The organism is Pseudomonas sp. NPDC079367 (genome assembly GCF_044542195.1).
In the GTDB taxonomy this organism is placed as follows: Bacteria; Pseudomonadota; Gammaproteobacteria; order Pseudomonadales; family Pseudomonadaceae; genus Aquipseudomonas.
The window spans coordinates 17,484-44,427 of record NZ_JBITTW010000047.1; the positions used below are offsets into that span (position 1 = coordinate 17,484).

Genomic DNA, 26,944 nt, shown 5'->3' on the forward strand with positions numbered 1-26,944 from the left:
TATTAATACCATACCCGCCAGTATAAATATTCCAAGCCTCATTCGCGAAAGGTCCGTCACCATGTACCGCCATGCGTTGTCTTTTGCCGTGCCAGTCAGTCTGGCGTTCCTGTTATCGGCGTGTGGTCAGGAAGAGGTGACGAAAGTCACCGTGCGCCCGGCCATGGTGGTGCAACCCGAGCCTTCGGCGCAGGCGATGGAAAGTTATCCGGGCGAAGTTCGCGCTCGCTATGAGCCGGATCTGGCGTTCCGCATCGGCGGCAAAGTCAGCCGGCGATTGGTCGACGAAGGCCAGCGCGTCAAGGCCGATCAGCCCTTGGCCGAACTCGATCCGCAGGATGTGCGCCTGCAACTGGAGGCCACTCGCGCTCAGGTCGCCGCCGCCGAAGCCAATCTGAACCTGGTGCGCGCCGAGCGCGATCGCTACAAAACCTTGATGGAGCGGCAGATGGTCAGCCGCTCAGCCTACGACAACGCGGAAAACCTGTACCGCTCCGGCGAAGCCCGCCTGAAACAAATCAAAGCCGAATTCAACGTCTCGACCAATCAGGCCAGTTACGCGGTGCTGCGTGCGCCACAGAATGGCGTCGTGGCCAAGCGTTCGGTCGAAGTTGGCCAGGTGGTCGCCGCCGGGCAAACCGTATTCACCCTCGCCACCGATGGCGAACGCGAAGTGCTGATCAGCTTGCCGGAGCAGAGCTTCGGCCGTTTCAAGGTCGGTCAACCAGTGACCGTGGAACTGTGGGCACAGCAGAACCAGCGCTTCGCCGGGCAGATCCGCGAGTTGTCGCCGTCCGCCGACCCGCGCTCGCGCACTTTCGCCGCGCGCATCTCGTTCACCAGCGGCAAGGTTCCGGCCGAACTGGGGCAGAGCGCCCGGGTGTTCGTGCAATCGGCCGACAGTGTCTCGCTGTCGATACCGCTTTCGGCGCTGACCGCTGAGAACGGCGCGACCTACGTCTGGGTGGTCAACGGCAACAACACATTGAAGAAAACCCCGGTGCGGGTCGGCCCGTTCGGCGAGAAAACCGTGGCAGTGCTCGAAGGCTTGAATGCCAGCGATTGGGTAGTAGCTGCTGGCGTTCACGTGCTACTCGAAGGCCAGCAGGTGCGGCCGGTGGATCGCTCCAACCGTGTAGTCAATCTGGCGAACAAGGAGTAAGCCCCGATGCGCTTCAACCTCTCCGAATGGGCGTTGCGTAATCGCCAGATCGTACTGTTTTTGATGCTCTTGCTCGCCGTTGTTGGCGCGTTGTCCTACACCAAGCTCGGCCAGAGCGAAGACCCGCCGTTCACCTTCAAGGCCATGGTCATCCAGACCCGCTGGCCCGGCGCGACCGCAGAGGAAGTCTCGCGCCAGGTCACCGAACGCATCGAGAAGAAGTTGATGGAAACCGGCGAGTACGAACGCATCATGTCGTTCTCCCGCCCCGGTGAATCCCAAGTCACCTTCATTGCCCGCGATTCGATGCACTCCAAGGACATTCCCGACCTCTGGTACCAGTTGCGCAAGAAGGTCGGCGACATCCGCCAGACCCTTCCGCCGGGAATTCAGGGGCCGTTTTTCAACGATGAGTTCGGCACCACCTTCGGCAATATTTACGCGCTGACCGGCGATGGCTTCGACTACGCCGTGCTCAAGGATTACGCCGATCGCATCCAGATCCAGCTGCAACGGGTCAAGGACGTCGGCAAGGTCGAACTGCTCGGCCTGCAGGACGAGAAAATCTGGGTCGAGCTGTCCAACGTCAAACTCGCCACCCTCGGCTTGCCGCTGGCAGCAGTGCAGCAGGCGCTGGAAGAACAGAACGCGGTGTCCACGGCGGGGTTCTTCGAAACCGGCAGCGAGCGCTTGCAGCTACGCGTCTCGGGGAATTTTCAGACCGTCGATGAGATAAAAAACTTTCCGATCCGCGTCGCCGATCGTACGTTCCGCATCTCCGATATCGCCGATGTGCGTCGCGGTTTCAGCGACCCACCGGCGCCGCGCATGCGTTTCATGGGCGACGATGCGATCGGCCTGGCGGTGGCGATGAAGGACGGCGGCGACATTCTGGTACTGGGCAAGGCGCTCGAAGGCGAGTTCTCGCGCATTCAGAAAAACCTCCCGGCCGGCATGCAGCTGCGCAAGGTCTCCGATCAACCGGCTGCGGTGAAAACCGGGGTCGGCGAGTTCGTTCAGGTATTGGTCGAAGCGCTGGCGATCGTCTTGCTGGTGAGTTTCTTCTCCCTCGGCGTGCGCACCGGCATGGTCGTCGCGCTGACCATTCCGCTGGTGCTGGCGATGACCTTCGCCTGCATGTATTACCTCGGTATCGGCCTGCACAAGATCTCCCTCGGCGCGCTGGTGCTGGCGCTGGGGCTTCTGGTGGACGACGCGATCATTGCTGTGGAAATGATGGCGATCAAAATGGAGCAGGGCTTCGACCGCATTCGCGCGGCGAGTTATGCCTGGACCAGCACCGCGTTCCCGATGCTCACCGGCACGTTGATCACCGCCGCCGGCTTCCTGCCGATTGCCACTGCGCAGTCCGGCACCGGTGAATACACCCGCTCGATTTTCCAGGTCGTGACCATCGCCTTGCTCGCCTCATGGGTGGCGGCGGTGATGTTCGTGCCCTATCTGGGGGAAAAACTTCTGCCCGATCTGGCGAAAATTCACGCGGCAAAACACGGGGCTGGCGATGGCCAGCCGGACCCATATGCCACGCCGTTTTATCAGCGCGTGCGGCGTCTGGTCGAGTGGTGCGTGGCGCATCGCAAGACGGTGATCGTGCTGACCGTCGGGCTGTTCATCGCCTCAGTGATGCTGTTCCGTTTCGTCCCGCAACAGTTCTTTCCGGCTTCGAATCGGCTGGAGTTGATGGTCGATCTGAAACTGGCCGAAGGCGTGTCGTTGGCTAACACCACCAGTGAAGTCAAACGCCTCGAAGCGCTGCTCAAGGAGCACGCCGGTATCGACAATTACGTGGCCTATGTCGGCACCGGTTCACCGCGTTTCTACCTGCCGCTGGATCAGCAACTGCCGGCGGCGAGTTTTGCCCAGTTTGTGGTATTGGCCAAAACCATTGAAGAGCGTGAAACGCTGCGCAGCTGGTTGATTGAGACCCTCAATGAACAATTCCCCACCCTGCGTTCGCGGGTTACTCGCCTGGAAAACGGTCCGCCGGTTGGCTATCCGGTGCAGTTCCGCGTTACCGGTGAACACATCGAAGAGGTTCGAGCGCTGGCGCGCAAAGTGGCGACCAAGGTTCGTGAGAATCCGCATGTGGTCAACGTGCACCTGGATTGGGAAGAGCCGAGCAAAGTTGTTTATCTGAACATCGATCAGGATCGCGCTCGAGCCCTTGGCGTGAGCACCGCCAATCTGGCGAAATTCCTGCAGAGTTCTCTGGTCGGTTCGACGGTCAGCCAGTACCGCGAAGACAACGAATTGATCGAGATTCTACTGCGCGGCACCGTGCATGAACGCACTGAATTGTCGTTGTTGCCGAGTCTCGCGGTGCCGACGGATAACGGCCGCAGCGTGGCGCTGTCGCAGATTGCCACCCTGGAATACGGTTTCGAAGAAGGCATCATCTGGCACCGCAATCGCCTGCCGAACGTGACGGTACGCGCTGACATTTATGGCAAGGAACAGCCGGCGACACTGGTCAAGCAGATCATGCCGACGCTGGACCCGATTCGCGCCGAATTGCCCGATGGTTATCTGCTGGATGTTGGCGGCACGGTGGAAGATTCCGAGCGTGGCCAGAAGTCGGTGAATGCCGGCGTGCCGATGTTCATCGTGGTGGTGCTGACATTGCTGATGGTGCAACTGCGCAGTTTCTCGCGCACGGCGATGGTGTTTCTCACGGCGCCGTTGGGCTTGATCGGGGTGACGTTGTTTCTGATGGTTTTTCGTCAGCCGTTCGGGTTCGTGGCGATGCTGGGGACGATCGCGTTGTCCGGGATGATCATGCGTAACTCGGTGATTCTGGTGGATCAGATCGAGCAGGATATCGCCTCGGGGCTTAAGCCTTGGCAGGCGATTATCGAGGCTACGGTTCGGCGCTTCAGGCCGATTGTGTTGACGGCGCTGGCGGCGGTTTTGGCGATGATTCCGTTGTCGCGCAGTGTGTTTTTCGGGCCGATGGCGGTGGCGATCATGGGTGGATTGATTGTGGCAACGGCGTTGACGCTGCTGTTTTTGCCGGCGTTGTATGCGGCCTGGTTCAGGGTTCGTCGGGAGGGTTGAGCCTTGGCGGCCTTCGGGCCGACCAGACTCTGGTTGTTTTGGGTGAATATCCGTTGCTTCGGGGGTTGCTTCTGGCGGTTCCGCTCTTACAGCGGGTCACTTTGGCAAACGCCCCAAAGTAACCAAAAGGCTTTGCTCCTGCGTTCGGCCCTCGCAGGCTCGGGTTCCTTCGCTCCGGGATCGATCCGGGCGCAGCGGCTACGGTTTGCTTCGCTGCACCTACGTCCGCTGTGTCTGGCTGCGCCAGACGGTCGCTGCGCTCCCACGCCCGGATCAATCCCTGCGCTCAGCCTTCCGATGTCGCTGGTTTGGCAAGATCAAAAGCACTCGAGCTTCGCTCATTGTAATGAGTGGTGAGAAGCGGCGCATGGCTTGGGATTTGTGGTGGATTTTCCCCTCATCGGCACGCCGCCCGCCCAGCCCTCTCCCCCTGGAGAGGGAGCCGATTTGCGAGCCGTTCAAAAGCTGCGTTCAACTCGGTATCGCATTTCGGTGTAAGTTTCGCATTCACCACGGTCAGTCCCCTCTCCCTACGGGCGGTCCGACGTTTCGGGAGGGCTAGGGTGAGGGGCTTTTGATCTTGCTGGTGTGAATCCTGACTCGGTATTCCAAGCCGACGTTGCTCTCACCCATCGAGTGAGGGCTGGCTCTTGTTGTTCATAGAGCATGATCTTTACGGTCATTCCCTTGCTGAGCTGTCGGGGTATGGTGTCTTCGGTCGGGTTCATTCACAAAGCGGATGCCCGCAAAAAAGCCCGTTGAACCGGTGAGGGTCAGCGGGCATTTTGTTGTAGCTCGGAAATTACAACGTACCAAACACCTTCTTCGCCAGACTCGTCGCCGCAGCGGCCGGGTTCTGACGAATTGTTTCTTCCTGCTTGCCGATCATCTCGAACAGGCCATTCAGTGCTTGCTCTGTGACGTAATTCTCGACATTGGCGCTCTTTGCGTCCACCACGCCAAACGCAGCGGCCTGGCCCGCGAAGGTGTTGTATTTCTGTGCGACGCCGACTTTGTCGGTGGCTTGTTTGACGATCGGCAGGAATTTCGCGCGGATTTGTTCGCGGCTGGATTTGTTCAGGTATTGGGTCGCCGAATCATTGCCGCCGCTGAGGATGCCTTTGGCGTCGGCCACGCTCATTTTTTTCACAGCATCGACGAGGATGGGCTGGGCCTGAGTCACGGCGGATTCGGCGGCTTTGTTCATCGCGGTTTCCAGTTCTTCGACCTGGGCGCCCATGCCGAAGGCTTTCATCTTGCTCGCGGCTTTGCCGAGTTTGCCCGGCAGTTCGATTTTCACGTCGGGGTTGTTGCTGAAGCCACCCGGAGTGCCGAGTTGTTTGACGGCGATCTGTGCGCCCTGGGTCAGAGCGTCCTTGAGACCGCCGGTGGCGTCTTGCTGCGACAGGTCATTGAGCGACAGGGCCAAAGCGTTGGCGCAGATCAGCAGGCTGGCGCAGACGGCGGCGAAGCGAAGGGTAGGGCGGCGCATGGCGGCTTCCTTGTGGCGAAGAATAGGTTAACGAACGGCGTCGACGCGAATTTTCAGCGGCTGCGGGTCATTGCCGTCGAGTTGCACGGCGTGGTTTTGGGTGGTGATGAACAGCAGCTCGCCGTTGACTTCAATGCGCGCGCTGACCGAGTAACGGTGGCCGGGTTTGACTTGCGCCGGATCGTAGCTCAAATGAAACGGCAGCGGCACCTGACCTTTGACTGGGCCTTTCTGTTGGTCGAGGACGACGGCTGGGGCATCGGCGAGCGACACGTCCTGAAGGCTGACGCTTAAGGTTGCGCTCGGCGGCAAGGCGATGCGTTGCAGGTAGAAGACTTCTCCGTCGAGGCTGGCCTTGCCGGCGGGGGTGGTTGATTGGCAGGCGCTGAGTAGCGTGGCGGCAGCGAGGGTCAGCAGTTTTTTCATCGGTGGAGCTCCTTTCAATGTGGGAGCGGGCTTGCTCGCGAAGACGGTTTTTCATTCAACATATAAGTTGTTTGATCTGCCGCTTTCGCGAGCAAGCCCGCTCCCACAGGGTATTTGTGTCACGTCTCAGGTTGAGGTGTGACCTGGTCCGCCGCATCTTCACTGCGATGCAGCGCGACCTGACGGATCGACAAACGAATCTCCGCTGGCAACACGCGTTTCGCCGCGCCTTCGGCGAGTTCACCGAGCAGTTCGTGGTAGCTGAGCTTGCCGGCTTCGTCGCGGCGCAGCACATCGAGGTCGAGCAGGGTCTGGATGAAATGGCGGAACAGGCTCTTGTCGAAGAACTCTGGGGCATTCAGACCGTGGAGGATCGACAGGCGCTGGGCCATGACCGTGCACAGGTCTTCCAGCTCTTCGGCGCTGATACTGTTCTGGCCGCTGTTGAGCAGCAGGGACACGGTCATGTAGAAACGCTGCAAGGTCTGCGCGATGCTTTTCGACAGCAGCGTCAGCAGCACGAAATGTCGCGAACTCGGCGCCGGGCGCAGGTACAGGTCCTTCTCGAAACGCAGCAGGCCCTGCTCGACGAACGCTTCCAGCCATTGATCAACCACGCCGTCCAGCTCATCCAGCGTCCAGCGAATGAACAACTCCGATTGCAGGTACGGATACAACGCGCGGGTGTAGCGCAGAATCTGCTCGCGACTCATGCGCGAGGTGCTCTGGAAGAAACTCGCCAGCAAGGATGGCAGGGCGAAAATGTGCAGGACGTTGTTGCGGTAGTAAGTCATCAGGACTGCGTTCTGCTCGTCCAGATACAGAATCTTGCCCAGTGCATCGTTCTGCTCGGCGAGCAGATCCATGTCCTTCACGTGCTCGATCAGCGCACGGCCATCGCCCTCCGGCAAGGTGGTGTGCGGTGAATACGGGACCTTGCGCAGCAGCGCCAGATACAGATCCAGCACCCGCGCCATGGCGCGATCGTCCAGCGCCAGACGCGTGGTCGAGAGCAATGCCAGCGCCACCAGATTGACCGGATTGATCGCCGCCGCTTCGTTGAGGTGCCGGGCGACTTTCTCGCCGAGGCGGTTGGTGGTTTCGTTGAGCCACGCCGGTTTGAACTGCGGGCCGAGTTCCTGCTGGCGCCAGTCCGGTTGCTCGGCGTCGAGGAATTCTGCCAGTTTGATCGGCTCGCCGAAGTTCACCGCGACCTGGCCAAAGCGCTGCTTGAGTGCGCCGATCACTTTGAAAATATCGAAGATCGATTCTTTCTTCTTGCTCGCCCCGCGCAGTTCGCCCAAGTAGGTGCGGCCTTCGAGCACGCGCTCGTAACCGATGTACACCGGCACGAAGACGATCGGCATCCGCGACGAACGCAGGAAACTGCGCAGGGTGATCGCGAGCATGCCGGTTTTCGGTTGCAACATGCGCCCGGTGCGCGAGCGCCCGCCCTCGACGAAATACTCGACCGGGAAACCTTTGGTGAATAGCGTGTGCAGGTATTCGTTGAACACCGAGGTATACAGCGGGTTGCCCTTGAAGGTGCGGCGCATGAAAAACGCGCCGCCGCGCCGCAGCAGGCTGCCGATCACTGGCATGTTCAGGTTGATCCCGGCGGCGATGTGCGGCGGGGTCAGACCGTTGCGGAACAGCAGATACGAGAGCAGCAGGTAATCGATGTGGCTGCGGTGGCACGGCACGTAGATCACTTCGTGACCCTGCGCGACGTTCTGCACGCCCTCGATGTGATTGACCTTGATGCCGTCGTAGATCTTGTTCCAGAACCAGCTCAGCACCACTTCCAGAAAACGGATCGCGGTGTAGGTGTAGTCCGAAGCGATCTCGTTGCCGTAGCGCAGGGCCTGGGCCTTGGCTTTTTCCGGGGAGATTTTTTCGCGCTCGGCTTCGTCGAGGATCGCTTGCCTGACCAGCGGCTGGTTGAGCAGGCCTTTGACCAGGTTGCGCCGGTGGGAAATGTCCGGGCCGATCACTGCGGCTTTCAGATTGCGGAAGTGCACACGCAGGATGCGCTGAGCCATGCGCACGGTGCGCTCGTGGCCCTTGTTGTGATCGATCAGCTCGCGCAGGTGGATCGGCGCGGAAAATTGCACGCGGGTCTTGCGGCCAAGGACGATGATGCTCAGCAAGCGCCGCAGACGGCCGGTGACCGCCCAGCTGTCGGCGAACAACAATTTCCACGGGCTGTTTTCGCTATCCGGCGATTGGCCCCAGAACACGCTGACAGGAATGATCTGCGCATCTTCGGCGGCATTTTGCGACAGCGCGCTGACCAGTCGGGTCAGGGTCGGCGGTGCACCGCGTTTGTCCTGGCGACCGAGCCAGTCCGGATCCGGCGTCAGGTAAAAAAACGCCGCCGGTTCGATCAGCGCACCCACCGACACTGCAAGCACCGGACGGGGCAGGCCGGCCTTGGTGCACTCGGTGTCGACCACCGCCAGATCGGTCAGCGAAGGATTTTGCAGGACGTAGAACACCGGACGACTGCGGTCGAGGTTGAGGGTGAACGACGACTGATTGATGGTCTCGGAACGAACCCAGAGATACAACAGGCGGCGCAGGGTGCCAAACACAAGACGGCGGAACGGGGAACGGGTCATACGGCTTCTGCGTGAGTGGATAAAACCGAGCGGTTGCTCAAGTGGGCGACAGTTTGCCGTATTAGGCGAAAATCGGCAAAAAAGCACCGAAGTAATCTCCTGTTGAGACTTTTTCCACCTGTCATATACTCGGCGCTCTGTTGCCGGTGCCCTTCGATGGACGTCGGACGCAGGCTGACGTTCCTCGAAGGCTTTCCTGCGAAAAGCCCGTTTAATAATAAAAAAGGAGTATGAACAGATGGCAACACGCGAAACCGGCAACGTGAAATGGTTCAACGACGCCAAAGGCTACGGCTTTATCCAGCGCGAAGACGGGGTGGACGTGTTTGTGCACTACCGCGCGATTCGCGGGGAGGGGCATCGTTCGCTGACTGAAGGTCAGCAGGTCGAGTACGCCGTGATCAGCGGTGAGAAGGGCTTGCAGGCTGAGGACGTTGTAGGCCTGTAACACGACGCTACGGAACACCCTTGTGGGAGCGGGCTTGCTCGCGAATGCGGTATTTCAGTCGCCATGTATGTTGACTGACACACCGCATTCGCGAGCAAGCCCGCTCCCACATTTGCATCTGCATTGCCTGTTGTTAAGTGGTTTTCCAGGTGATCTCTTCTTCCCCGTCAGCGCTGATACGAATCCAGCGATCGGCGGTTTCTTCACCTTCTTCTTCAACCCAGGTTCCCGGTGCGCAACGCACTTCGACGTTCAGCGCGGCAAAGGCTGCGCGGGCGCAGGCGATGTCGTCGTCCCATGGGGTCTGGTCGCTTTCCAGGTACAGGCTGTTCCACTTGCCCACCGCTTTCGGTAGCCAGGTCACCGGCACGTTGCCGGCCTTGCACTTGTACGTCTGGCCTTTCTGCACCCAGTCGCTGCACGGGCCTAACGCGGCGCCGAGCCAGGCGGCGATGGCTTTGTGGTCGACGTCGGCGTCTTTCAGGTAAATCTCGATGTCCGGTTGGCGCATGGATGTCCTCACTGCGGGTCTGAAAAATCCATTCGCGGATTTAGCCGGCCCCGGGCCTGTGCCCGAGACCAAAAATTATTGAAGAACGAAATAATCGTAGCGCATCGACACGGTGGTCTCGAACGGCTCGGCCTGGTCGATCACCGCCGCACGACGCTCGGCACTGGCACGCCAGCCGTGGGGCGTCATCGCCAACAGGTTGGCGCGATCCTCGGGCTTGTCCAGGGTCAGTTTGAATTCCAGGGTTTCGCTGTGCGCCAGTGCCATGCCGGCTGGCACCAGAGCCAGATGCTTGTCGTCGGTGTACTCGCGGACCTCGTCGTACAGGCGCTCGCGCAGTTCCATCAGATGGCCGCGAGTCGGGCCGACTTTCATCAGACCTCCGCCGATGCTGAGCAGCCGCTTGGCTTCCTCCCAGTCCAGCGGACTGAAAACGCTGGCGAGAAACTGGCAACTGCCTGAAGCCAAGGGCACGCGCGCCATGCTGGCAATCAACCAGGTAATCGCCGGATTGCGTTTGCAGGCGCGTTTGACCGCTTCGCGAGAGATATCCAGTGCGTAGCCGTCAGCGTTGGGCAAAGCCTCGGCGATTTGCGCGGTGTAGTAACCCTCGCCACAACCGATGTCGACCCAGCGATCCGGCGCATAACCGGCGGCCAATTCAGCCAGACGTTTGGCCACTGGCGCGTAATGCCCGGCGTTGAGGAAATCACGCCGCGCCTCGACCATCGCTTGATTGTCGCCCGGGTCGCGGCTGTTCTTGTGCTGCACCGGCAACAGGTTCAGGTAACCCTGACGCGCACGGTCGAACCGATGCCCGGCAGGGCAGACTACGCCGTTGTCCACCGCATTGAGCGGTTCACTGCAGATGGGGCATGCGAGCATCAGGCGAGCAACTTGATCAGAGTCTGGTAATAGATTTCGGTCAGCACATCGAGGTCCGCCGCCAGCACGCGCTCGTTGACCTGGTGAATGGTTGCGTTGACCGGGCCCAGTTCAACCACTTGCGTGCCCATGGTCGCGATGAAGCGGCCATCGGATGTGCCGCCACTGGTTGACGCTTTGGTTTCGCGACCGGTGATGTCCTTGATGCTCGACGACACTGCATCGAGCAGCGCGCCCGGTTCGGTGAGGAATGGCAGGCCGGACAGCGCCCAGTCGATGTGCCAGTCCAGGCCATGCTTGTCGAGGATGTCGGCGACGCGTTTCTGCAGGCCTTCGACGGTCGATTCGGTGGAAAAACGGAAGTTGAACACCGCCACCAGATCACCGGGAATCACGTTGGTCGCGCCGGTGCCGGAATTGAGATTGGAAATCTGGAAACTGGTCGGCGGGAAGAAATCGTTGCCGTGGTCCCAGTGCTCGGCGGCAAGTTCCGCCAGCGCCGGAGCGGCGAGGTGGATCGGGTTCTTCGCCAGATGCGGGTAGGCCACGTGACCCTGCACGCCTTTGACCGTGAGCCTGGCGCCGAGGGAGCCGCGACGGCCGTTTTTCACCACATCGCCGACCAGCGTGGTGCTCGATGGCTCGCCAACGATGCACCAGTCCAGACGCTCGTTGCGCGCCACCAGACGTTCGACCACAGCCTTGGTGCCGTGATGCGCCGGGCCTTCTTCGTCGCTGGTGATCAGGAACGCGACCTTGCCTTTATGGTTCGGGTAATCGGCGACGAAGCGTTCAGCGGCAACGGTCATCGAAGCCAGGCTGCCTTTCATGTCCGCCGCGCCACGGCCGCAGAGCATGCCGTGTTCGTCGATGATGGCGTTGAACGGATCGATTTGCCATGCGGTAACCGGACCGGTAGGCACCACGTCGGTGTGGCCGGCGAAGCACAGCACCGGGCCATCGTTATTGCCGTGAGTGGCCCAGAAATTATCCACATCTTCGATGCGCATCGGCTCCAGGGTGAAACCGGCATCGCCCAGGCGCTGCATCATCTGCTTCTGGCAGTCAGCGTCGACCGGGGTCACGGAAGGACGGCGGATCAGGTCGATGGCCAGTTGAAGGGTCGGCGATAGGTCGGCGTGGGCCGTCATGTAATAACTCCGGGGTGCGCACGGTAAACCTGTAGGAGCTGCCGAAGGCTGCGATCTTTTGATCTTGTTTTTGAAATCAACAGCAAAATCAAAAGATCGCAGCCTTCGGCAGCTCCTACGGGATGTGTTGGCATTGAAAAAGGCGACCATTCTAATGCAAAACGGCGACCCGAAGGCCGCCGTTTGACGTTAAGCAGTAACCGATCAAGCAGCGGCAGGCTCAGCCTTGGCCACAGGTTTGGGCAGCGACGACAGGAACGCCATGATCAATGCCGCCAGATACGGCAGCGACTGCACCAGCAGCATGGTTACCCAGAAGCGCATGTCATTGCTCGGAATGCCCTGCACCAGGAAAATCCCCAGCGCCGCGCCCCACAGCAACAGCATGATGAACAACTCTTCGCGAGCCTCGCTGATCGCCACCCAGAAACCATGGTTGTCGGCATTTTTCGGCGTGCGGAAAAACGGAATGCTGCTGGTGAAGAAACCGTACAGCACCGCTTTGGCGATGGTGTGCGATAACGCCAGCCCGGCCAGCGCCGCGCAGAACGCATCCTTCAGATTCACGCCGACGGCGCGGCGATAGAGGAAGATGATCTTGCCGACCTTGAACACGAACAGCGCCAACGGCGGGATCGCGAAAATCAGCAACGGCGGATCGACCCGTTGCGGCACGATGATCATCGCCGCTGACCACAACAGCGCGCCAACGGTGAAGAAGATGTTCATGCCATCGGCGACCCACGGCAGCCAACCGGCGAGGAAGTGATAACGCTGACCGCGAGTCAGTTCGGTGTCCTTGCCGCGCAGCAGGCTGCGGGTGTGGCGCTTGATGATCTGGATTGCGCCGTAGGCCCAACGGAAACGCTGTTTCTTGAAGTCGATGAAGGTATCCGGCATCAGGCCCTTGCCGTAGCTGTCGTGGTAATACGCCGCCGACAGCCCTTTCTCGAACACGCGCAGACCCAGTTCGGCGTCTTCACAGATGCACCAGTCGGCCCAGCCCAATTCTTCCAGTACCGAGCGGCGGGTCATGGTCATGGTGCCGTGCTGAATGATCGCGTCACGGTCGTTGCGGGTCACCATGCCGATGTGGAAGAAGCCTTTGTATTCGGCATAGCAAAGCTTCTTGAAGGTGCTTTCGTTCTGGTCGCGATAATCCTGCGGCGACTGCACCACGGCGATTTTCGGGTCGGCGAAGTGCGGCACCATGTGCTTGAGCCAGTTGGGGTGCACGCAGTAATCGGAGTCGATCACCGCGATCACTTCGGCATCCTTGGCGGTGTGCGGAATCAGGTAATTCAGCGCGCCCCCCTTGAAACCGGCCAGTGGCGATACGTGGAAGAACTTGAAGCGCGGGCCAAGGGTGGCGCAGTAATCGCGCACCGGCTCCCACACCGCAGGGTCCTTGGTGTTGTTGTCGATGATCAGGACTTCAAAGTCCGGATAATCCAGTGCAGCGAGGGCGTCGAGGGTCTGTTTGACCATCTCCGGCGGCTCGTTGTAGCAGGGCACGTGGATCGACACTTTCGGTCGGTAATCGGAATCGCCCAGCACCGGCAGGAATTCCCGCCGGCGTTTGTGAATCCACACCGCTTCGGCCAGTTCATGGGCCTCGGTGAGCAGCACGATGAAGACCCCGAGCGCGCCGAGCGCCAAGAGGAACCCGACCGTGAGGCTGAACCACGTGCTGTATTGCTGGCTGTAGTCGTAACCGATGTACACCAGCACCGAACCGCACAGGAACGCGATAAACGTCAGGAACGTGCGGCCGCGCTGGCGCAGCGCCGAGCCGTCGATCATCAGCAGGGTCAGCGACAGCAGTGCCAGCACCACCGAGCCGATGGCCAGCACGCGCCACTGCGGAATCGCCACCACCGGGCCTTCGAAATTGAATTTCTGCTGACGCGCGGCGTTGAACACGCCCCAGTAAGCGCCCACAGAACCTTCGTCGCTGGCCTTCCAAGGCTGATCGAACGCTTCGATCACGAAGTAGTTGAAGCCTTGGCGATTGAGCTTGTTGACCAGAGTGCGCAAATAAATCGCCTGATCTGCCGGCGATGCGTCAGCGCCACCGCGCATGCGCCCATTGCTCGGCCAGCCGACTTCAGACAGCAGCAGCGGTTTTTTCGGAAAGAGCTTTTTCAGGTCGCGGGCGCGGTCGAAAACGAACTGGCCAGCCTTGTCCACCGGAATGAATTCCCAGTAGGGCAAGACGTGGGCGGCAATCAGGTCAACGTGCTTGGCCAGTTGCGGGTATTTCTCCCAGATGTGCCATTGTTCGGAGGTGGTTACCGGCACCTTCACCGCAGCGCGCACCCGATCCAGTAAAACGATCAGCGCTTCGGGGTTGATTTCCTCGCGAAACAGCGCCTCGTTGCCGACCACCACGCGCACCACGCTGCGCGAGGTATTGGCCAGTTCGATGGCTTTAACGATTTCCCGTTCGTTGCGTTCCTGATCCGGGCTGATCCAGATACCGAGGGTCACACGCAAACCGAACTCTTCAGCCAGTTTCGGGATGTCTCCCAGCGAACCGTCCACCGAATAGATACGGATGTTGTCGGTCAGCTTGCTCATGATTTCCAGGTCACGGCGCATTTCGTCGTCAGACGGATATTGATCCTTCTGTGGGAATTGCCCCTGCTGGAATGGCGAATAAGAGAAGCCGGAGATTTGCTGCGGCCAGTCCGGCGCCGTGACCGGGCGATTGACCAGCGCCCAGAAACCGGTGAACAAGGCAGCGATGGCCAGCACCACCACCAGGTTGAGTCCAAATTTACGCGATGACATAGCTGTTTCGGGTTCCAAAGGCTGTGGAACGGAGGATCGGTAGGCTAATACGCCGAAGGGCGCGCATCCTACACCGACAGTTCGCCGGTCGTACATCAGACAGGGAAATGGCTCACATTGGGCAAGCCTCTTTGACTTAAGTTCTTGCACTTGTCGCTTGCAGCTTAAAACTTGTCGCTGCGTAGCCCTATAATGCGCGCCGGTTTTTGGGGTAATGGTCATGAGTACAGAAGATCCGCGGTTTGCAGGCATCGCCCGTTTGTATGGCATTGAGGGCCTGGAACGCTTGCGCGCCGCCCATGTGGCGATCGTCGGCGTCGGTGGCGTCGGTTCCTGGGCGGCGGAAGCCATGGCCCGGTGCGGGGTTGGCGAGATTTCGCTGTTCGACCTCGACGACGTCTGTGTCAGCAATGCCAACCGCCAGTTGCACGCCCTGGACAGCACCGTGGGCAAACCCAAGGTCGAAGTGATGGCCGAGCGTCTGCGCGGGATCAATCCCGATTGCACGGTGCACGCCGTGGCCGATTTCGTCACTCGCGACACCATGGCCGAATACATCACGCCGAATATCGACTGCGTGATCGACTGCATCGATGCGGTCAATGCCAAAGCGGCGCTGATCGCCTGGTGCAAACGCCGCAAGATCCAGATCATCACCACCGGCGGCGCGGGTGGGCAGATCGACCCGACGCTGATTCAGGTCTGCGATCTGAATCGCACCTTCAACGATCCGCTGGCTTCGAAAGTCCGTTCGACTTTGCGCCGGGACTACGGCTTTTCCCGCACCGTGACCCGCCACTACAGCGTGCCGTGTGTGTTTTCCACGGAACAGCTGCGCTATCCGAAACCGGACGGCAGCATTTGTCTGCAGAAGAGTTTTGTCGGCGACGGCGTAAAACTCGACTGCGCCGGCGGGTTTGGCGCGGTGATGATGGTCACGGCGACGTTCGGCATGGTCGCGGCGACCAAGGCTGTGGACAAGATTGTGGCGGGGGTGCGGCGCCCTTCGGACCGAGTAAAACCTCAGGCTTGATGTTGGGGCTGCTGGCCCCTTCGCGAGCAAGCCCGCTCCCACATTGGATCTGTGGTGTAAAAAAATCCCCTGTGGGAGCTGGCTTGCCAGCGATGGCGATTAACCGGCCAATTCATTCATCCGCTGGAGCACGGCATTCAGGCCATTACTGCGCGAGGGCGATAGCTGGCGCGACAGGCCGAGCTGATTAAACCAGTCAGGCAAGTCGATTTGCTTTAACTCAGCCGCCGACAAGCCGTTGACCCGCAGCAGCAATAACGCCACCAACCCGCGAATCATCCGCGCATCGCTGCTCGCCCTGAATTGCCAGTGCCCGTCGCGCAACTCTGCGACCAGCCACACCTGGCTTTCACAGCCATGCACCCGATTGGCCTCGCATTTCTCAGCCTCATGCAATGACGGCAGACGGTCACCAAACTGCATCAGCAATCGCGCCCGCTGCTCCCAGCCCGCCGCGTTTTGGAAAGTCTGCAGCGCTTCGGCCGCTTCCACCGGCAAACTCATCGCAACAGCTCCAGCGCCTGATCCAGCGCCTCGAAAAAGCGCTCCAGATCTTCCGAATCGTTGTACAGGGCCAGCGACACGCGAATCGCGCCGGCCAGTTCGAAGCTTTTCATCAAAGGCATGGCGCAGTGATGCCCGGCACGCACGGCGATGCCTTGTTCGGTGAGCAGATGCGCGAGATCGGCGTTGTGCACGCCGTCGACGACAAAACTGGCCAGCGCCAGTTGCGGCGTGCCCAGCAGGCGAATGCCATTGCGTGCGGCAAGCCCACGCAGCAGATAGTCGTGCAATGCCGCTTCATGGGCAGATACGGCGTCCTGATCCAAACCGGCCAAGTAGTCGAGGGTCGCTCCGAGGCCGATGACACTGGCGATCGGCGGTGTGCCTGCCTCGAACCCCAACGGCGCGGGGCGGAAGCGCGAATCCTGATAATTGGCATCGAGCACCATTTCGCCGCCGAACTGCCAATGCTGCAATTGCTCCAGCGCAGCGTTGCGCCCGAACAGCACGCCGAGCCCATCGGGGCCATACAGTTTGTGGCTGGAAAATACATAGAAATCGCAACCCAGCGCCTGCACATCATGCCGGCCGTGCACCACACCCTGCGCGCCATCGACCACCGTCAGCGCATTCTGCGCCTTGGCCATGCCGAGCAAAGCGGTCAGTGGCTGCCAGGCGCCGAGCACGTTGGACAACTGGCTGACCGCCAACAAGCGTGTGCGCGGGCCGATCAGATGCACGGCAGCGGCGAGATCGATCAGGCCGTCGGCGTCCAGCGGCAGGATCACCAGTTTCAGCTGACGGCGTTGCGCCAGTTGCTGCCACGGCAGCAGGTTGGCGTGATGCTCCAGTGCGCTGATGACAATCTCATCGCCCGGCTGAAACAGAGGCTCCAGACCATAAGCCAGCAGATTCAGCGCACTGGTGGCGCCGTGCGTGAAAATGATCTGCCCGCTGTCACCGGCATTCAGCCATTGGCCTGCCTTTCGGCGACTGTCTTCGAACGCCTGAGTCGCGTGCGCGCCAGGCAGGTGTTGCGCACGATGCACATTGGCCGCGCCATTGGCGTAGTAATGCGTCAGTGCGTCGAGCAGGGCTTGGGGTTTTTGTGTAGTGGCGGCGCTGTCCAGATAGGTCTGGTCTTGCCGTTGCAGTGCGGCGATGGCCGGGAAATCGGCGCGCCAGGGGGAGGGGATCATCATGTTAGCGGGCCCAGGAGGGTGTACGCCTGACCCTGTGGGCGCGAGCTTGCTCGCGAAGGGGACCTGTCAGCCAACATGGTTGCCGAATGACAGACCGCTTTCGCGAGCAAGCCCGCTCCTACAGGTATTGGGTGGTGCTGCTTAGTTATGAGCGTGCAGCGCTTCGTTCAGTTCGATCGCTGATTTGTGGGTTTTGCATTCCACGGCACCGGTTTCCGAATTGCGACGGAACAGCAGATCAGTCTGACCAGCCAGCTCACGCGCCTTCACGACCTTGACCAGATTGTTGTGCTCATCGAGCAGCGCAACCTTGGTGCCGGCGGTGACGTACAGGCCTGACTCGACAGTGTTGCGGTCGCCCAACGGAATGCCGATACCGGCATTGGCGCCGATCAGGCAGCCTTCGCCGACCTTGATCACGATGTTGCCGCCGCCCGACAGGGTGCCCATGGTCGAGCAACCGCCGCCCAGGTCCGAACCCTTGCCGACGAATACGCCAGCGGAAACGCGGCCTTCGATCATGCCCGGGCCTTCGGTGCCGGCGTTGAAGTTGATGAAACCTTCGTGCATGACGGTGGTGCCTTCGCCGACATAAGCGCCCAGACGCAGACGTGCGGCATCAGCGATACGCACGCCGGCCGGTACCACGTAGTCGGTCATTTTCGGGAATTTATCCACCGAGAACACTTCCAGCAGCTCGCCGCGCAGACGCGCTTCGAGTTGCATTTCCGCCAGTTCGCTCAGGTCGATGGCGCCCAGGCTGGTCCACGCCACGTTCGGCAGCAGTGGGAAAATACCGGCGAGGCTGACGCCGTGCGGCTTGACCAGACGGTGCGAGAGCAGGTGCAGTTTGAGGTAGGCCTCAGGTGTCGAGGTCAGTTGTGCATCTTCAGCCAGCAGCGTGGCGACCAGTGGCTTGTGGCTCTCGGCCAGACGGGTCAGCAACTTGCCCTGGACGGCGTCGATGCCTTTGACCGCTTCAGCCAGTTGCGCGGCCTGGGCAGTGGTGAAGGTGATGGCCTGGTTGCCTTCGGTATAACCGAGGATCGGCGCTACGGCCGCGACCAGTTCGGCCGAAGGATTGAGCAGTGGTTGTGCGTAGAACACTTCCAGCCACGCGCCTTGACGGTTCTGGGTGCCGACACCAAAGGCGATGCTGAACAGGGAATTGGACATGTGAATACCTCTACAAAGAGTGACGGGCTGCTTACTTCAGAGCGGCCGCGTAGATGTCTGGCTTGAAGCCAATCAGGGTTCGGTCACCGAGATCGAGCACCGGGCGCTTGATCATCGAGGGTTGTGCGAGCATCAGTTCGATGGCTTTCGACTGGTCGAGATCGGCTTTGCGTTCGTCGTCGAGTTTGCGAAAGGTCGTGCCGGCGCGGTTCAACACGGTTTGCCAACCGTGCTCGTCGCACCATTGGGTCAGGTGCTCACGGTCAATGCCGGCGGTCTTGTAATCGTGGAAGTCATAGCTGACAGCGTGTTCATCGAGCCAGGTGCGCGCCTTTTTCATGGTGTCGCACGCCTTGATGCCGAAAAGGTGCAACGTTTTACTTGAAACGGCCAAGGAATCGCCCCCTTTACAGGTGCTGGAAAAAAATGGTGACGGATTATGCCATGACCGGACGGTTTCGCGGCGCCTCAGGGCAATTTGGCAATGCAAAACCCTGTAGGAGCTGACGAGTGAAACGAGGCTGCGAGCTTTTGATCTTGAAGATCAACAGATCGCAGCGTGCCGCATCTCCTACAAAAGCGTGGGCTGCGACATAGGTGCAACGGTCAGCCACAGCCTAAGGCGCTAATATGGCAGTTCAACGCTGTCGACCGTCTGAGATTTTCGTTTTATGCAAACTGCTTACACCGTCCTGATCCTGCTGACGCTGGTCAGCGTCTCGCGCCTGCTCGGGCGAGTCATCCCGTTGCCGTTGCCGCTGGTGCAGATCGCCGCCGGCGCCTTGCTCGCCTGGCCGACTTTGGGCCTGCACGTCGCCCTCGATCCCGAGCTGTTTCTGTTTCTGTTTTTGCCGCCACTGCTGTTTTCCGATGGCTGGCGCATGCCCAAACGCGCGCTCTGGCAATTGCGCGGTCCGATACTGACCCTGGCCGTCGGCCTTGTGCTGTTCACAGTGGTCGGTGCCGGATTTTTCATTCATTGGCTATTGCCGACGATCCCGCTGCCCGTCGCTTTTGCCTTGGCGGCGGTTTTGTCACCGACCGACGCAGTGGCGGTTTCGGCAATTGCACAGAACCGCTTGCCGACACCGCTGATGCACATGCTGCAAGGCGAGGCGCTGATGAACGACGCCTCGGGTCTGGTGACCTTCAAGTTTGCCTTGGCAGCGGCAGTGACAGGCGTGTTCTCGCTGACCAACGCCAGTCTGACCTTCGTCGCCGTGGCGTTCGGTGGCCTGGCGGTCGGCGTGGCACTGAGCTGGCTGGTGGGGCGCCTGCGCGCATGGATGATCAGCCGCGGCTGGGATGACCCGGCCACTCACGTGGTGTTCATGTTGCTGCTGCCGTTCGCCGCGTACGTATTGGCCGAACGTCTGGGCGCTTCCGGGATTCTTTCGGCGGTGGCGGCGGGGATGATGCAGAGCTGGCTCGATCTGCTGCCGCGCCAGACCAGTACGCGATTGCTTAATCGCAGCGTTTGGTCGCTGCTCGAATTCGCTTTCAACGGCTTGATCTTCTTGCTGCTCGGTCTGCAACTGCCGGACATCATCAAAGCTGTCGTCAGCCACGAACCCACCTTGTGGCCGACGCTGTTCTATCGCTGCCTCGATGTACTGGCGATTTTCGTCGCGCTGGTGTTGCTGCGATTCATCTGGGTACAGAGCATCTGGCGCCTGTCGGTGTTGCTGCGCCGGTTGCGCGGCAAGGGCGAGCTGACCCAGGTGCCGACGGCGCGCTCCTGCTGGTTGCTGACGGTCGGCGGTGTACGCGGGGCGGTGACGCTGGCGGGCGTGATGTCGGTGCCGATGCTGATCGGCGCCGAGGCTTTTCCTGAGCGCGACTTGCTGATCTTCATCGCTGCCGGAGTCATTCTGCTGTCGCTGGTCTCGGCCTGTATCGCGCTGCCGTTGTTGCTGCGCGGCATCGACAAAAGTCCCGACGACAAACGTCGTCAGGAAGTGCGCGATGCCTGGCGCAAGACTGCTGAAGCTGCGATCCACTCGCTGGAAACCGAAGAGGTCGTGCCGCAGGATGCCGCTCAAGCGGCGCTGGCAGCGGAGCTCAAAGCGCGGATCATGTCCGAATATCGCCATCAACTGGAGGTGTTCAACGATTCCGCCGAAGCCCAGGCGCTGGCATTCCAGATGGATCTGCTTGAGCGTCGGCTGCGTCTCAAGGCGCTGCGCGCGCAACGCCTCGAGTTGTATCGCCTGAGCCGTCAGCATCAGATCGGTGATGATGTGCTCAGAGAGGTATTGGGGGAGCTGGATCTGAGCGAGGCCAACCTGGGGCAGGTCAAGTAGGCCAAGCGTCACTTGGGATAGAGCAGTCGCATCAGGCGTTTGTCTTTTTTGCTGATCTTGCGATTGATCGGGACGTGCCAGTCGCCCACCGTTAGTGCATTCGCTACAGGGTGATGCATGATCGAACGCTTGTCATAGGCGGTGAAAATGGCATCGAGCGTGTTGAAAGAGGCGAACAGATTGTGGTCGACCTGCTCGCGGGTCAGCGGATTCATTGGCCGATTTTGATAGAACTCATACACCTTGGGTCTATCCCACGGAATGTTGGCCTGAGGGTGCTGGTGCTCGTGCAGTGCTCCGAGAGCATGACCGAATTCGTGGGTCACGATCACCTCGAAGTCGGCATGATCGGGTTTGACTCCCAGATTCATGGTCGCGTGGTCTGGATGAATCAGCAGCGCATCGGTGCCGAGCATCGAGCTGTTGTCATTATTCTTTGTGGCGATACGGATATCGCCTTTCCGATCGTCGACGAATTCAAACTTGAGGTTGACGTACGGTAACCAACGGCTGGCCGCGTCGATGATTCTGCGTTTGTGATCGCGCTCGGGTGCATCCATGAAGGCAATCTTCAAGGTGCGGCCGTTAGCCCACAATTTTGAGTAATCGAGCACAGATCGCTTGCGGCGCGAACGGGTCGCGCTGTCGGTGCCGGCGTTGGCCGGGTTTTCATTGATCGCAGCCAGGTAGGCCGCTTGATTGTCTGGCCACTGAACGAGTTGGCAATCCAGGAGTTCTTGCATTTCACTTCTTCCTTGAAGTTGAGGGCTCTATGGAGACGCGGTTTAAGACTAGCGTCTGGACGGCAAAAAGGCGGGGTACAGGAATAGGCGAACTGTTACGCGATGTTTGAATCGCCTGTGCCGGATTGCCCGGCACAGGCGATCGGGTGTTACCGGCGGCGCTGAATGAAGTCGCGAATGCGTTCAGCCGCTTCGACACACTCGGCCAGCGGCGCAACCAACGCCATGCGCACGCGGCCTGCCCCTGGATTGACGCCATCGACATCGCGCGACAGGTACGAGCCAGGCACCACGGTCACATGTTCGTGCTCGAACAGATCCCGGCAGAACGCCGCGTCATCGCCCTGCACATTCGGCCACAGATAGAAGCTGCCATCCGGACGCTGTACGTCCATGACCGGGCTGAGGATGTTCAGCACTGCATCGAATTTCTCGCGATACAGCGCACGGTTGGCGCGCACGTGCACTTCGTCATTCCACGCGGCCACGCTGGCCAGTTGGGTCTGCACCGGCATCGCGCAGCCGTGGTAGGTGCGATACAGCAGGAAGCCTTTGAGGATGTCGGCATCGCCGGCAACGAAGCCTGAACGCAGGCCCGGCAGGTTGGAGCGCTTGGACAGGCTGTGGAAGACCACGCAGCGCTTGAAATCCTTGCGGCCGAGTTCGACGCAAGCACTCAACAGGCCCGGCGGCGGGGTCTGTTCGTCGAAGTACAGTTCGCTGTAGCACTCGTCGGCGGCAATCACGAAGTCGTACTGATCAGCCAGCGCGATCAGCTTCTTCAGGGTCTCGACCGGAATCAGCGCGCCGGTCGGGTTGCCGGGCGAGCACAGGAACAGGATCTGGCAGCGCTGCCAGATCTCTGGCGCTACAGCATCGAAGTCCGGGTTGAAGCCGTTTTCATCCAGACACGGCAGGTAGTGCGGCTTGGCCCCGGCGAGAAACGCCGCACCTTCGTAGATCTGATAGAACGGGTTGGGGCTGACCACCAACGCATCGTCGCCACGATTGACCACGGTCTGGGTGAAGGCGAACAGCGCTTCACGGGTGCCGTTGACCGGCAGCACGTTGCGCGCCGGATCGATCCAGCCGTTCGGCACGCCAAAGCGACGCTCGCACCAGCCGGCGATGGCTTCGCGCAGGGCCGGGATGCCGAGCGTGGTCGGGTACACCGCCATCTGATCCAGATTGTTCGCCAGCGCTTCGGCGACAAAACTCGGCGAGCGGTGTTTCGGTTCGCCGATCGACAGGGCGATCGGGCGCTTGTCCGGGTTCGGCGTGACGCTGCCGAGCAGGGCGCGGAGCTTTTCGAACGGGTACGGCTGGAGCTGGTTCAGAGCGTTGTTCATCGGGGCTGGGTCTCTCGCAAAGCCATTTGAATCCGAGGCGCCATCAAATACTGAGGCGCGACAATTTGATATCCGGTTCCTGATTGACGCTCAGCTGTTCGACGATCGCATCCTGCAAACGGCTGCACAGCAGCGGGTCGGACAGCGGCTGATTGTGCGCGTCAGTGATGAAGAACACGTCTTCCACACGCTCGCCCAAGGTCGCAATCTTGGCGTTCTGCAGCGACAGGTCGAACTCGAGGAAAATCCCCCCGACACGCGCCAGCAGGCCCGGCCGGTCGGGCGCAGTCAGTTCCAGCACGGTCACCGGACGCTGCGCGTCGTTGTGAATCGTCACTTGCGGGGCAAAGGCAAAATGCTTGAGCTGACGCGGCACCCGGCGCTGGATGATCGTCGGGTAGTCGTCCGGGTTACGCAGGGCTTCGGTGAGGCCCTCGCGGATCTGCTTGATCCGCGCCGGGTTATCGCCGATCGATTCGCCTTCGTTGTCGAGCACGATGTAGGTGTCGAGGGTGAACTGGCTGCTCGAGGTGATGACCCGCGCGTCGTGAATGTTCAGGTTGAGCTGGTCCATCGCCGCCACGGTCACAGCGAAGAAGTCGTGCTGATCCGGCGCATAAATGAAGATCTGCGTGCCGCCCTCGAACTCGCGCTGGGTGGTTTCCTTGATCAGCACCAGCGGCCCGCCATCGACCGGCTGCTGCAGGATCGCGTCGCTGTGCCAGGCCACGTCGCCGGCGGTATGACGCAGGAAATAGTCATCGCCCAATTGCGCCCACAGCTGCTCGACGTCATCCGGGTCGGTGCCACCGCGCACCAGAATATCCAGCGCCGCACTTTGCGTCTGGCGAATCTGTTCTTCGCGATCCACTGGATTTTCCAGGCCCCGGCGCAGGGCCCGTTTGGTTTCGGTGTAGAGCTGGCGCAGCAGGCTGGCGCGCCATGAATTCCACAGCGTCGGATTGGTCGCGTTGATATCCGCCACGGTCAGCACGTAGAGGTAGTCGAGGCGCGTTTCATCGCCGACCGCCTGGGCGAAATCGTGGATCACCTGCGGATCGGACAGATCCTTGCGCTGGGCAGTGGTGGACATCACCAGGTGGTTCTGCACCAGCCAGACGATCAGGCGGCTGTCCCACACCGGCAACTGGTGGCGCTGGCAGAACGCCTCGGCATCGACCGCGCCGATCTCCGAGTGATCGCCGTGCCGACCCTTGCCGATGTCGTGGTACAGGCCGGCCATGTAAATCAGTTCAGGCTTGGGCAGCTTGGCCATGAGCTTGGCCGCCAGCGGAAATTTCTCCGAAACCTGGGTGTACTGCAGTTTGCGCAGGTGCTTGATCAGATTCAGCGTGTGCGCGTCGACCGTATAAATGTGGAACAGGTCGTGCTGCATCTGCCCGACTATAAAGCCGAACTCCGGCAAGTAGCGCCCAAGAATGCCGTAACGGTTCATCCGCCGCAGATTGCGGTGGATGCCGATCTTGCACTTGAACAGCTCGATGAACAGGCTGGTGTTGCGGATGTCGTTGCGGAAATTGTCGTCGATCAGATGACGATGTTCGCGCAGCAGACGAATGGTGTCGGCGCGCACGCCTTTGATTTCCGGCTGCTGGGCCATCAGCACGAAAATTTCCAGCATGGCGAACGGCGTGCGGCGGAAGACATTGTCGTTGCGCGCCTCAATGTAGCCGTCATGCAATTGGAAGCGCGAGTTGATCGGCTGCGGCGGCGCTTCGTCTTCCGGAGCGAGGATGACTTCCTCGAAGTGCTGGATGATCAGATCGCTCAGTTGGGCAATGCTCATCACCGTACGGAAGTACTGCTGCATGAAGTTTTCGACCGCCTGTTTGGCGTCGTCTCCTTCAAAGCCGAGCAGGCCGGCAATGGTGCGCTGGTGATCGAACAGCAAGCGGTCCTCGGAACGACCGGCGAGCATGTGCAGGGCGTAGCGCACTTTCCACAGAAATTCCTGCGAGGAAGCGAGCAGGGCGTTTTCGCTTTCGACCAAAAAGCCTTCGCCAGCGAGGGCGCGCAGGTTCAGGGTGCCGTACTGACGTCGGGCCACCCAGAGAATCGTCTGGATATCGCGCAGGCCACCGGGCGAGCCTTTGACGTTGGGTTCGAGGTTGTATTCGGTGTCGTTGTATTTGTGGTGACGAGCCTTTTGTTCGGCACGCTTGGCCAGGAAGAACTCCTTGGCCGGCCACATGTGCGCGGTGCTGGTGACTTCGAGCATGCGCTGGCGCAGACGCTCGGGGCCGCAGATGGTGCGACTTTCCATCAGATTGGTGACCACGGTCAGATCGGCGCGGGCCTCTTCGGCGCATTCGTCGACCGAGCGCACGCTCTGGCCGACTTCCAGGCCAATGTCCCACAACAGCGTCAGAAAACGCTCGATGGAATCGCGGAAAACTTCGTGGTCGGCACTGTCGAGCAGGATCAGCAGATCGATATCGGAGTAGGGGTGCAGTTCGCCGCGGCCGTAGCCGCCGACCGCCACCAGAGCGATATCGGCGTCTTCGCTCCAGTTGAACTGCTCCCAGGCCTTTTGCAGGATGTTGTCGACAAACCAGGCACGGTCTTCGATCAGGCGGCGGATGTCGCGGCCATTGCGAAAGCGCGTGTCGAGGACCTCGCGGGCCTGGCGGATCGCCTTCTTGAACGCCGCGATAGGACTCGCTTTGAGGGCCAGTTCAGCCTGGAACTGGCCGCGGTCGAAGAGTTCGGGATCCACCTGCGGCATCGATTGGCTTTCCTTCTATAGGCTGGGAGCGTTCTGAGTGTCAGGCCGAGATGCGCGCGATGGTGTCATCGCTGCGCAAAGTGAAGATCTCATAGCCAGTGTCGGTGACCAGCAGGGTATGTTCCCACTGGGCCGAGAGCTTGCGGTCCTTGGTGATTGCAGTCCAGCCGTCGCCGAGTACCTTGGTGTCGGCCTTGCCCTGGTTGATCATCGGCTCGATGGTGAAGGTCATGCCCGCCTTCAGTTCCATGCCGGTGCCGGCGCGACCGTAGTGCAGGATTTGCGGTTCTTCGTGGAAGACCTTACCGATACCGTGACCGCAGAACTCGCGCACCACCGAGAAACCATTTTTTTCCGCATGCTTCTGGATCACTTCACCGATGTCGCCGAGGCGGCAACCGGGCTTGACGATCTCGATGGCCTTGTACATGCATTCCTGGGTGACCTGCGACAGACGCTCGGCCCAGACCGGCACTTCGCCGACGTGGAACATGCGGCTGGTATCACCGTGGTAGCCGTCCTTGATCACGGTGACGTCGATGTTCAGCGTGTCGCCGTTTTTCAGCGGCTTGTCGTTCGGGATGCCGTGGCAGACCACGTGGTTGATCGAGGTGCAGATCGACTTCGGGTAGCCCTTGTAGTTGAGCGGGGCGGGGATGGCTTCCTGCACATTGACGATGTAGTCGTGGCAGATCTGGTTGAGCTGATCGGTGGTCACGCCCGGTTTGACATGTTCGGCAATCATTTCCAGCACATCGGCGGCCAGTTTGCCGGCGACACGCATGCCAGCGATGTCCTCGGGGGTTTTGAGGTTGACGGTCATACAGGCTCTCTCTGCGCTCGGCGGCGCTTACGGATACGAATTGGGTGGCAGGTGTGGATTTTGCGACCCTGAAAAACGCGATTCTATCAGACGGGAGGCGCAAAACTGCGCCTGCCTGTCTGGCTTGTGTCTATACAATGGTGCCCATCGAACCGATTCCAAGGGGGCTGCGTCCATGTAGCCGGAGGGAATACAGATTCTGGTTTCCGTTTCTGCGCACCCTGTGGTATAAAATGCGCCGCTTTCCGGGGATGCCCCGAAAAGCTTAAATCCACACACGTGTCGACACGATGACCTGGGTGCCTTGGGCTTTATGCCTCTGGTTGGTCATTGGGATACGTGGAGGCCAAACCCGACTTATCAAGGAACTATCATGTCCCAAGTCAACATGCGCGATATGCTGAAGGCCGGTGTGCACTTCGGTCACCAAACCCGTTACTGGAATCCGAAAATGGGCAAGTACATTTTCGGCGCGCGTAACACGATTCCCATCATCAACCT

The 26,944-nt window shown here is 60.3% G+C and carries 21 protein-coding genes; 6 read left to right on the top strand and 15 right to left on the bottom strand.

Features of this window, described 5'->3' with window-relative positions; genetic code table 11:
• The first annotated feature begins 61 nt into the window (after nt 1-61).
• Together ACIGDJ_RS25150 and ACIGDJ_RS25155 are read left to right on the top strand one after the other, a co-directional pair.
• On the top strand, nt 62-1,162 hold the full coding sequence (locus ACIGDJ_RS25150; RefSeq protein WP_101157830.1) for an efflux RND transporter periplasmic adaptor subunit: 1,101 nt from the start codon (nt 62-64) through the stop codon (nt 1,160-1,162).
• 6 nt (nt 1,163-1,168) lie between these two features.
• On the top strand, nt 1,169-4,237 hold the full coding sequence (locus tag ACIGDJ_RS25155) for an efflux RND transporter permease subunit (protein ID WP_312995578.1): 3,069 nt from the start codon (nt 1,169-1,171) through the stop codon (nt 4,235-4,237).
• Between the two features lie 802 nt (nt 4,238-5,039).
• On the opposite strand, the gene ACIGDJ_RS25160 is transcribed toward ACIGDJ_RS25155, so the two are convergent.
• The 3 genes from ACIGDJ_RS25160 to plsB form a co-directional block, all read right to left on the bottom strand.
• Nucleotides 5,040-5,729: a DUF4197 domain-containing protein gene (locus ACIGDJ_RS25160; protein WP_101157834.1), complete on the bottom strand. Its 690-nt coding sequence runs from the start codon at nt 5,727-5,729 to the stop codon at nt 5,040-5,042.
• Nucleotides 5,730-5,756: 27 nt separating this feature from the next.
• The gene (locus ACIGDJ_RS25165; protein WP_101157836.1) at nt 5,757-6,155 is read right to left on the bottom strand and encodes a YbaY family lipoprotein; all 399 of its coding nucleotides are present in this window, start codon (nt 6,153-6,155) and stop codon (nt 5,757-5,759) included.
• Between the two features lie 119 nt (nt 6,156-6,274).
• Entirely contained in the window at nt 6,275-8,776 is a 2,502-nt protein-coding gene (plsB, locus tag ACIGDJ_RS25170; protein WP_101157838.1) for a glycerol-3-phosphate 1-O-acyltransferase PlsB, read from the bottom strand.
• A 238-nt stretch (nt 8,777-9,014) separates the two neighbouring features.
• On the opposite strand from plsB, the gene ACIGDJ_RS25175 reads away from it, so the two are divergent.
• On the top strand, nt 9,015-9,224 hold the full coding sequence (locus ACIGDJ_RS25175; protein ID WP_101157840.1) for a cold shock domain-containing protein: 210 nt from the start codon (nt 9,015-9,017) through the stop codon (nt 9,222-9,224).
• A 133-nt stretch (nt 9,225-9,357) separates the two neighbouring features.
• Here ACIGDJ_RS25175 and ACIGDJ_RS25180 read toward each other — a convergent pair whose 3' ends face one another.
• The 4 genes from ACIGDJ_RS25180 to ACIGDJ_RS25195 all read right to left on the bottom strand — a co-directional run bounded on the left by ACIGDJ_RS25180 (nt 9,358) and on the right by ACIGDJ_RS25195 (nt 14,564).
• Nucleotides 9,358-9,735: a hypothetical protein gene (locus tag ACIGDJ_RS25180; RefSeq protein WP_101157842.1), complete on the bottom strand. Its 378-nt coding sequence runs from the start codon at nt 9,733-9,735 to the stop codon at nt 9,358-9,360.
• Between the two features lie 75 nt (nt 9,736-9,810).
• A complete protein-coding gene (locus ACIGDJ_RS25185; RefSeq protein ID WP_397479389.1) occupies nt 9,811-10,620 on the bottom strand; it encodes a putative RNA methyltransferase in 810 nt (269 codons plus the stop codon).
• Nucleotides 10,620-11,771 (bottom strand): succinyl-diaminopimelate desuccinylase, encoded by a 1,152-nt coding sequence (dapE, locus tag ACIGDJ_RS25190; protein ID WP_101157846.1) that lies wholly within the window; start codon nt 11,769-11,771, stop codon nt 10,620-10,622. The genes ACIGDJ_RS25185 and dapE overlap by 1 nt, the downstream gene beginning before the upstream one ends.
• A 204-nt stretch (nt 11,772-11,975) precedes the next feature.
• On the bottom strand, nt 11,976-14,564 hold the full coding sequence (locus ACIGDJ_RS25195) for a glycosyltransferase (RefSeq protein ID WP_397479390.1): 2,589 nt from the start codon (nt 14,562-14,564) through the stop codon (nt 11,976-11,978).
• Between the two features lie 214 nt (nt 14,565-14,778).
• Between ACIGDJ_RS25195 and tcdA the strand changes: the two genes are divergently transcribed.
• The gene (gene tcdA, locus ACIGDJ_RS25200) at nt 14,779-15,597 is read left to right on the top strand and encodes a tRNA cyclic N6-threonylcarbamoyladenosine(37) synthase TcdA (RefSeq protein WP_071174533.1); all 819 of its coding nucleotides are present in this window, start codon (nt 14,779-14,781) and stop codon (nt 15,595-15,597) included.
• 99 nt (nt 15,598-15,696) lie between these two features.
• On the opposite strand, the gene ACIGDJ_RS25205 is transcribed toward tcdA, so the two are convergent.
• The 4 genes from ACIGDJ_RS25205 to ACIGDJ_RS25220 all read right to left on the bottom strand — a co-directional run bounded on the left by ACIGDJ_RS25205 (nt 15,697) and on the right by ACIGDJ_RS25220 (nt 18,873).
• A complete protein-coding gene (locus ACIGDJ_RS25205; protein WP_397479391.1) occupies nt 15,697-16,101 on the bottom strand; it encodes a SufE family protein in 405 nt (134 codons plus the stop codon).
• The gene (locus tag ACIGDJ_RS25210) at nt 16,098-17,303 is read right to left on the bottom strand and encodes an aminotransferase class V-fold PLP-dependent enzyme (RefSeq protein WP_101157852.1); all 1,206 of its coding nucleotides are present in this window, start codon (nt 17,301-17,303) and stop codon (nt 16,098-16,100) included. The genes ACIGDJ_RS25205 and ACIGDJ_RS25210 overlap by 4 nt, the downstream gene beginning before the upstream one ends.
• 141 nt (nt 17,304-17,444) lie before the next feature.
• A complete protein-coding gene (gene dapD, locus ACIGDJ_RS25215; RefSeq protein ID WP_101157854.1) occupies nt 17,445-18,479 on the bottom strand; it encodes a 2,3,4,5-tetrahydropyridine-2,6-dicarboxylate N-succinyltransferase in 1,035 nt (344 codons plus the stop codon).
• A gap of 31 nt (nt 18,480-18,510) precedes the next feature.
• Entirely contained in the window at nt 18,511-18,873 is a 363-nt protein-coding gene (locus ACIGDJ_RS25220; RefSeq protein WP_093104271.1) for an ArsC family reductase, read from the bottom strand.
• Between the two features lie 277 nt (nt 18,874-19,150).
• Here ACIGDJ_RS25220 and ACIGDJ_RS25225 point away from each other — a divergent pair, with 277 nt between their 5' ends.
• Entirely contained in the window at nt 19,151-20,782 is a 1,632-nt protein-coding gene (locus ACIGDJ_RS25225; RefSeq protein ID WP_101157856.1) for a Na+/H+ antiporter, read from the top strand.
• A gap of 8 nt (nt 20,783-20,790) precedes the next feature.
• Here the strand turns inward: ACIGDJ_RS25225 and ACIGDJ_RS25230 are convergent, their stop codons facing one another.
• The 4 genes from ACIGDJ_RS25230 to map form a co-directional block, all read right to left on the bottom strand.
• Nucleotides 20,791-21,525, bottom strand: a complete 735-nt coding sequence (locus ACIGDJ_RS25230) for a M12 family metallopeptidase (RefSeq protein WP_101157858.1) — start codon at nt 21,523-21,525, stop codon at nt 20,791-20,793.
• A gap of 149 nt (nt 21,526-21,674) precedes the next feature.
• Entirely contained in the window at nt 21,675-22,874 is a 1,200-nt protein-coding gene (gene dapC / locus ACIGDJ_RS25235) for a succinyldiaminopimelate transaminase (protein ID WP_101157860.1), read from the bottom strand.
• Nucleotides 22,875-22,917: 43 nt separating this feature from the next.
• Entirely contained in the window at nt 22,918-25,620 is a 2,703-nt protein-coding gene (locus ACIGDJ_RS25240; protein WP_101157862.1) for a [protein-PII] uridylyltransferase, read from the bottom strand.
• 40 nt (nt 25,621-25,660) lie between these two features.
• The gene (map, locus tag ACIGDJ_RS25245) at nt 25,661-26,443 is read right to left on the bottom strand and encodes a type I methionyl aminopeptidase (RefSeq protein WP_101157864.1); all 783 of its coding nucleotides are present in this window, start codon (nt 26,441-26,443) and stop codon (nt 25,661-25,663) included.
• Between the two features lie 373 nt (nt 26,444-26,816).
• Here map and ACIGDJ_RS25250 point away from each other — a divergent pair.
• Nucleotides 26,817-26,944, top strand: a 128-nt coding sequence (locus ACIGDJ_RS25250; protein ID WP_397504642.1) for a 30S ribosomal protein S2, incomplete at its 3' end; no start/stop codon positions are given.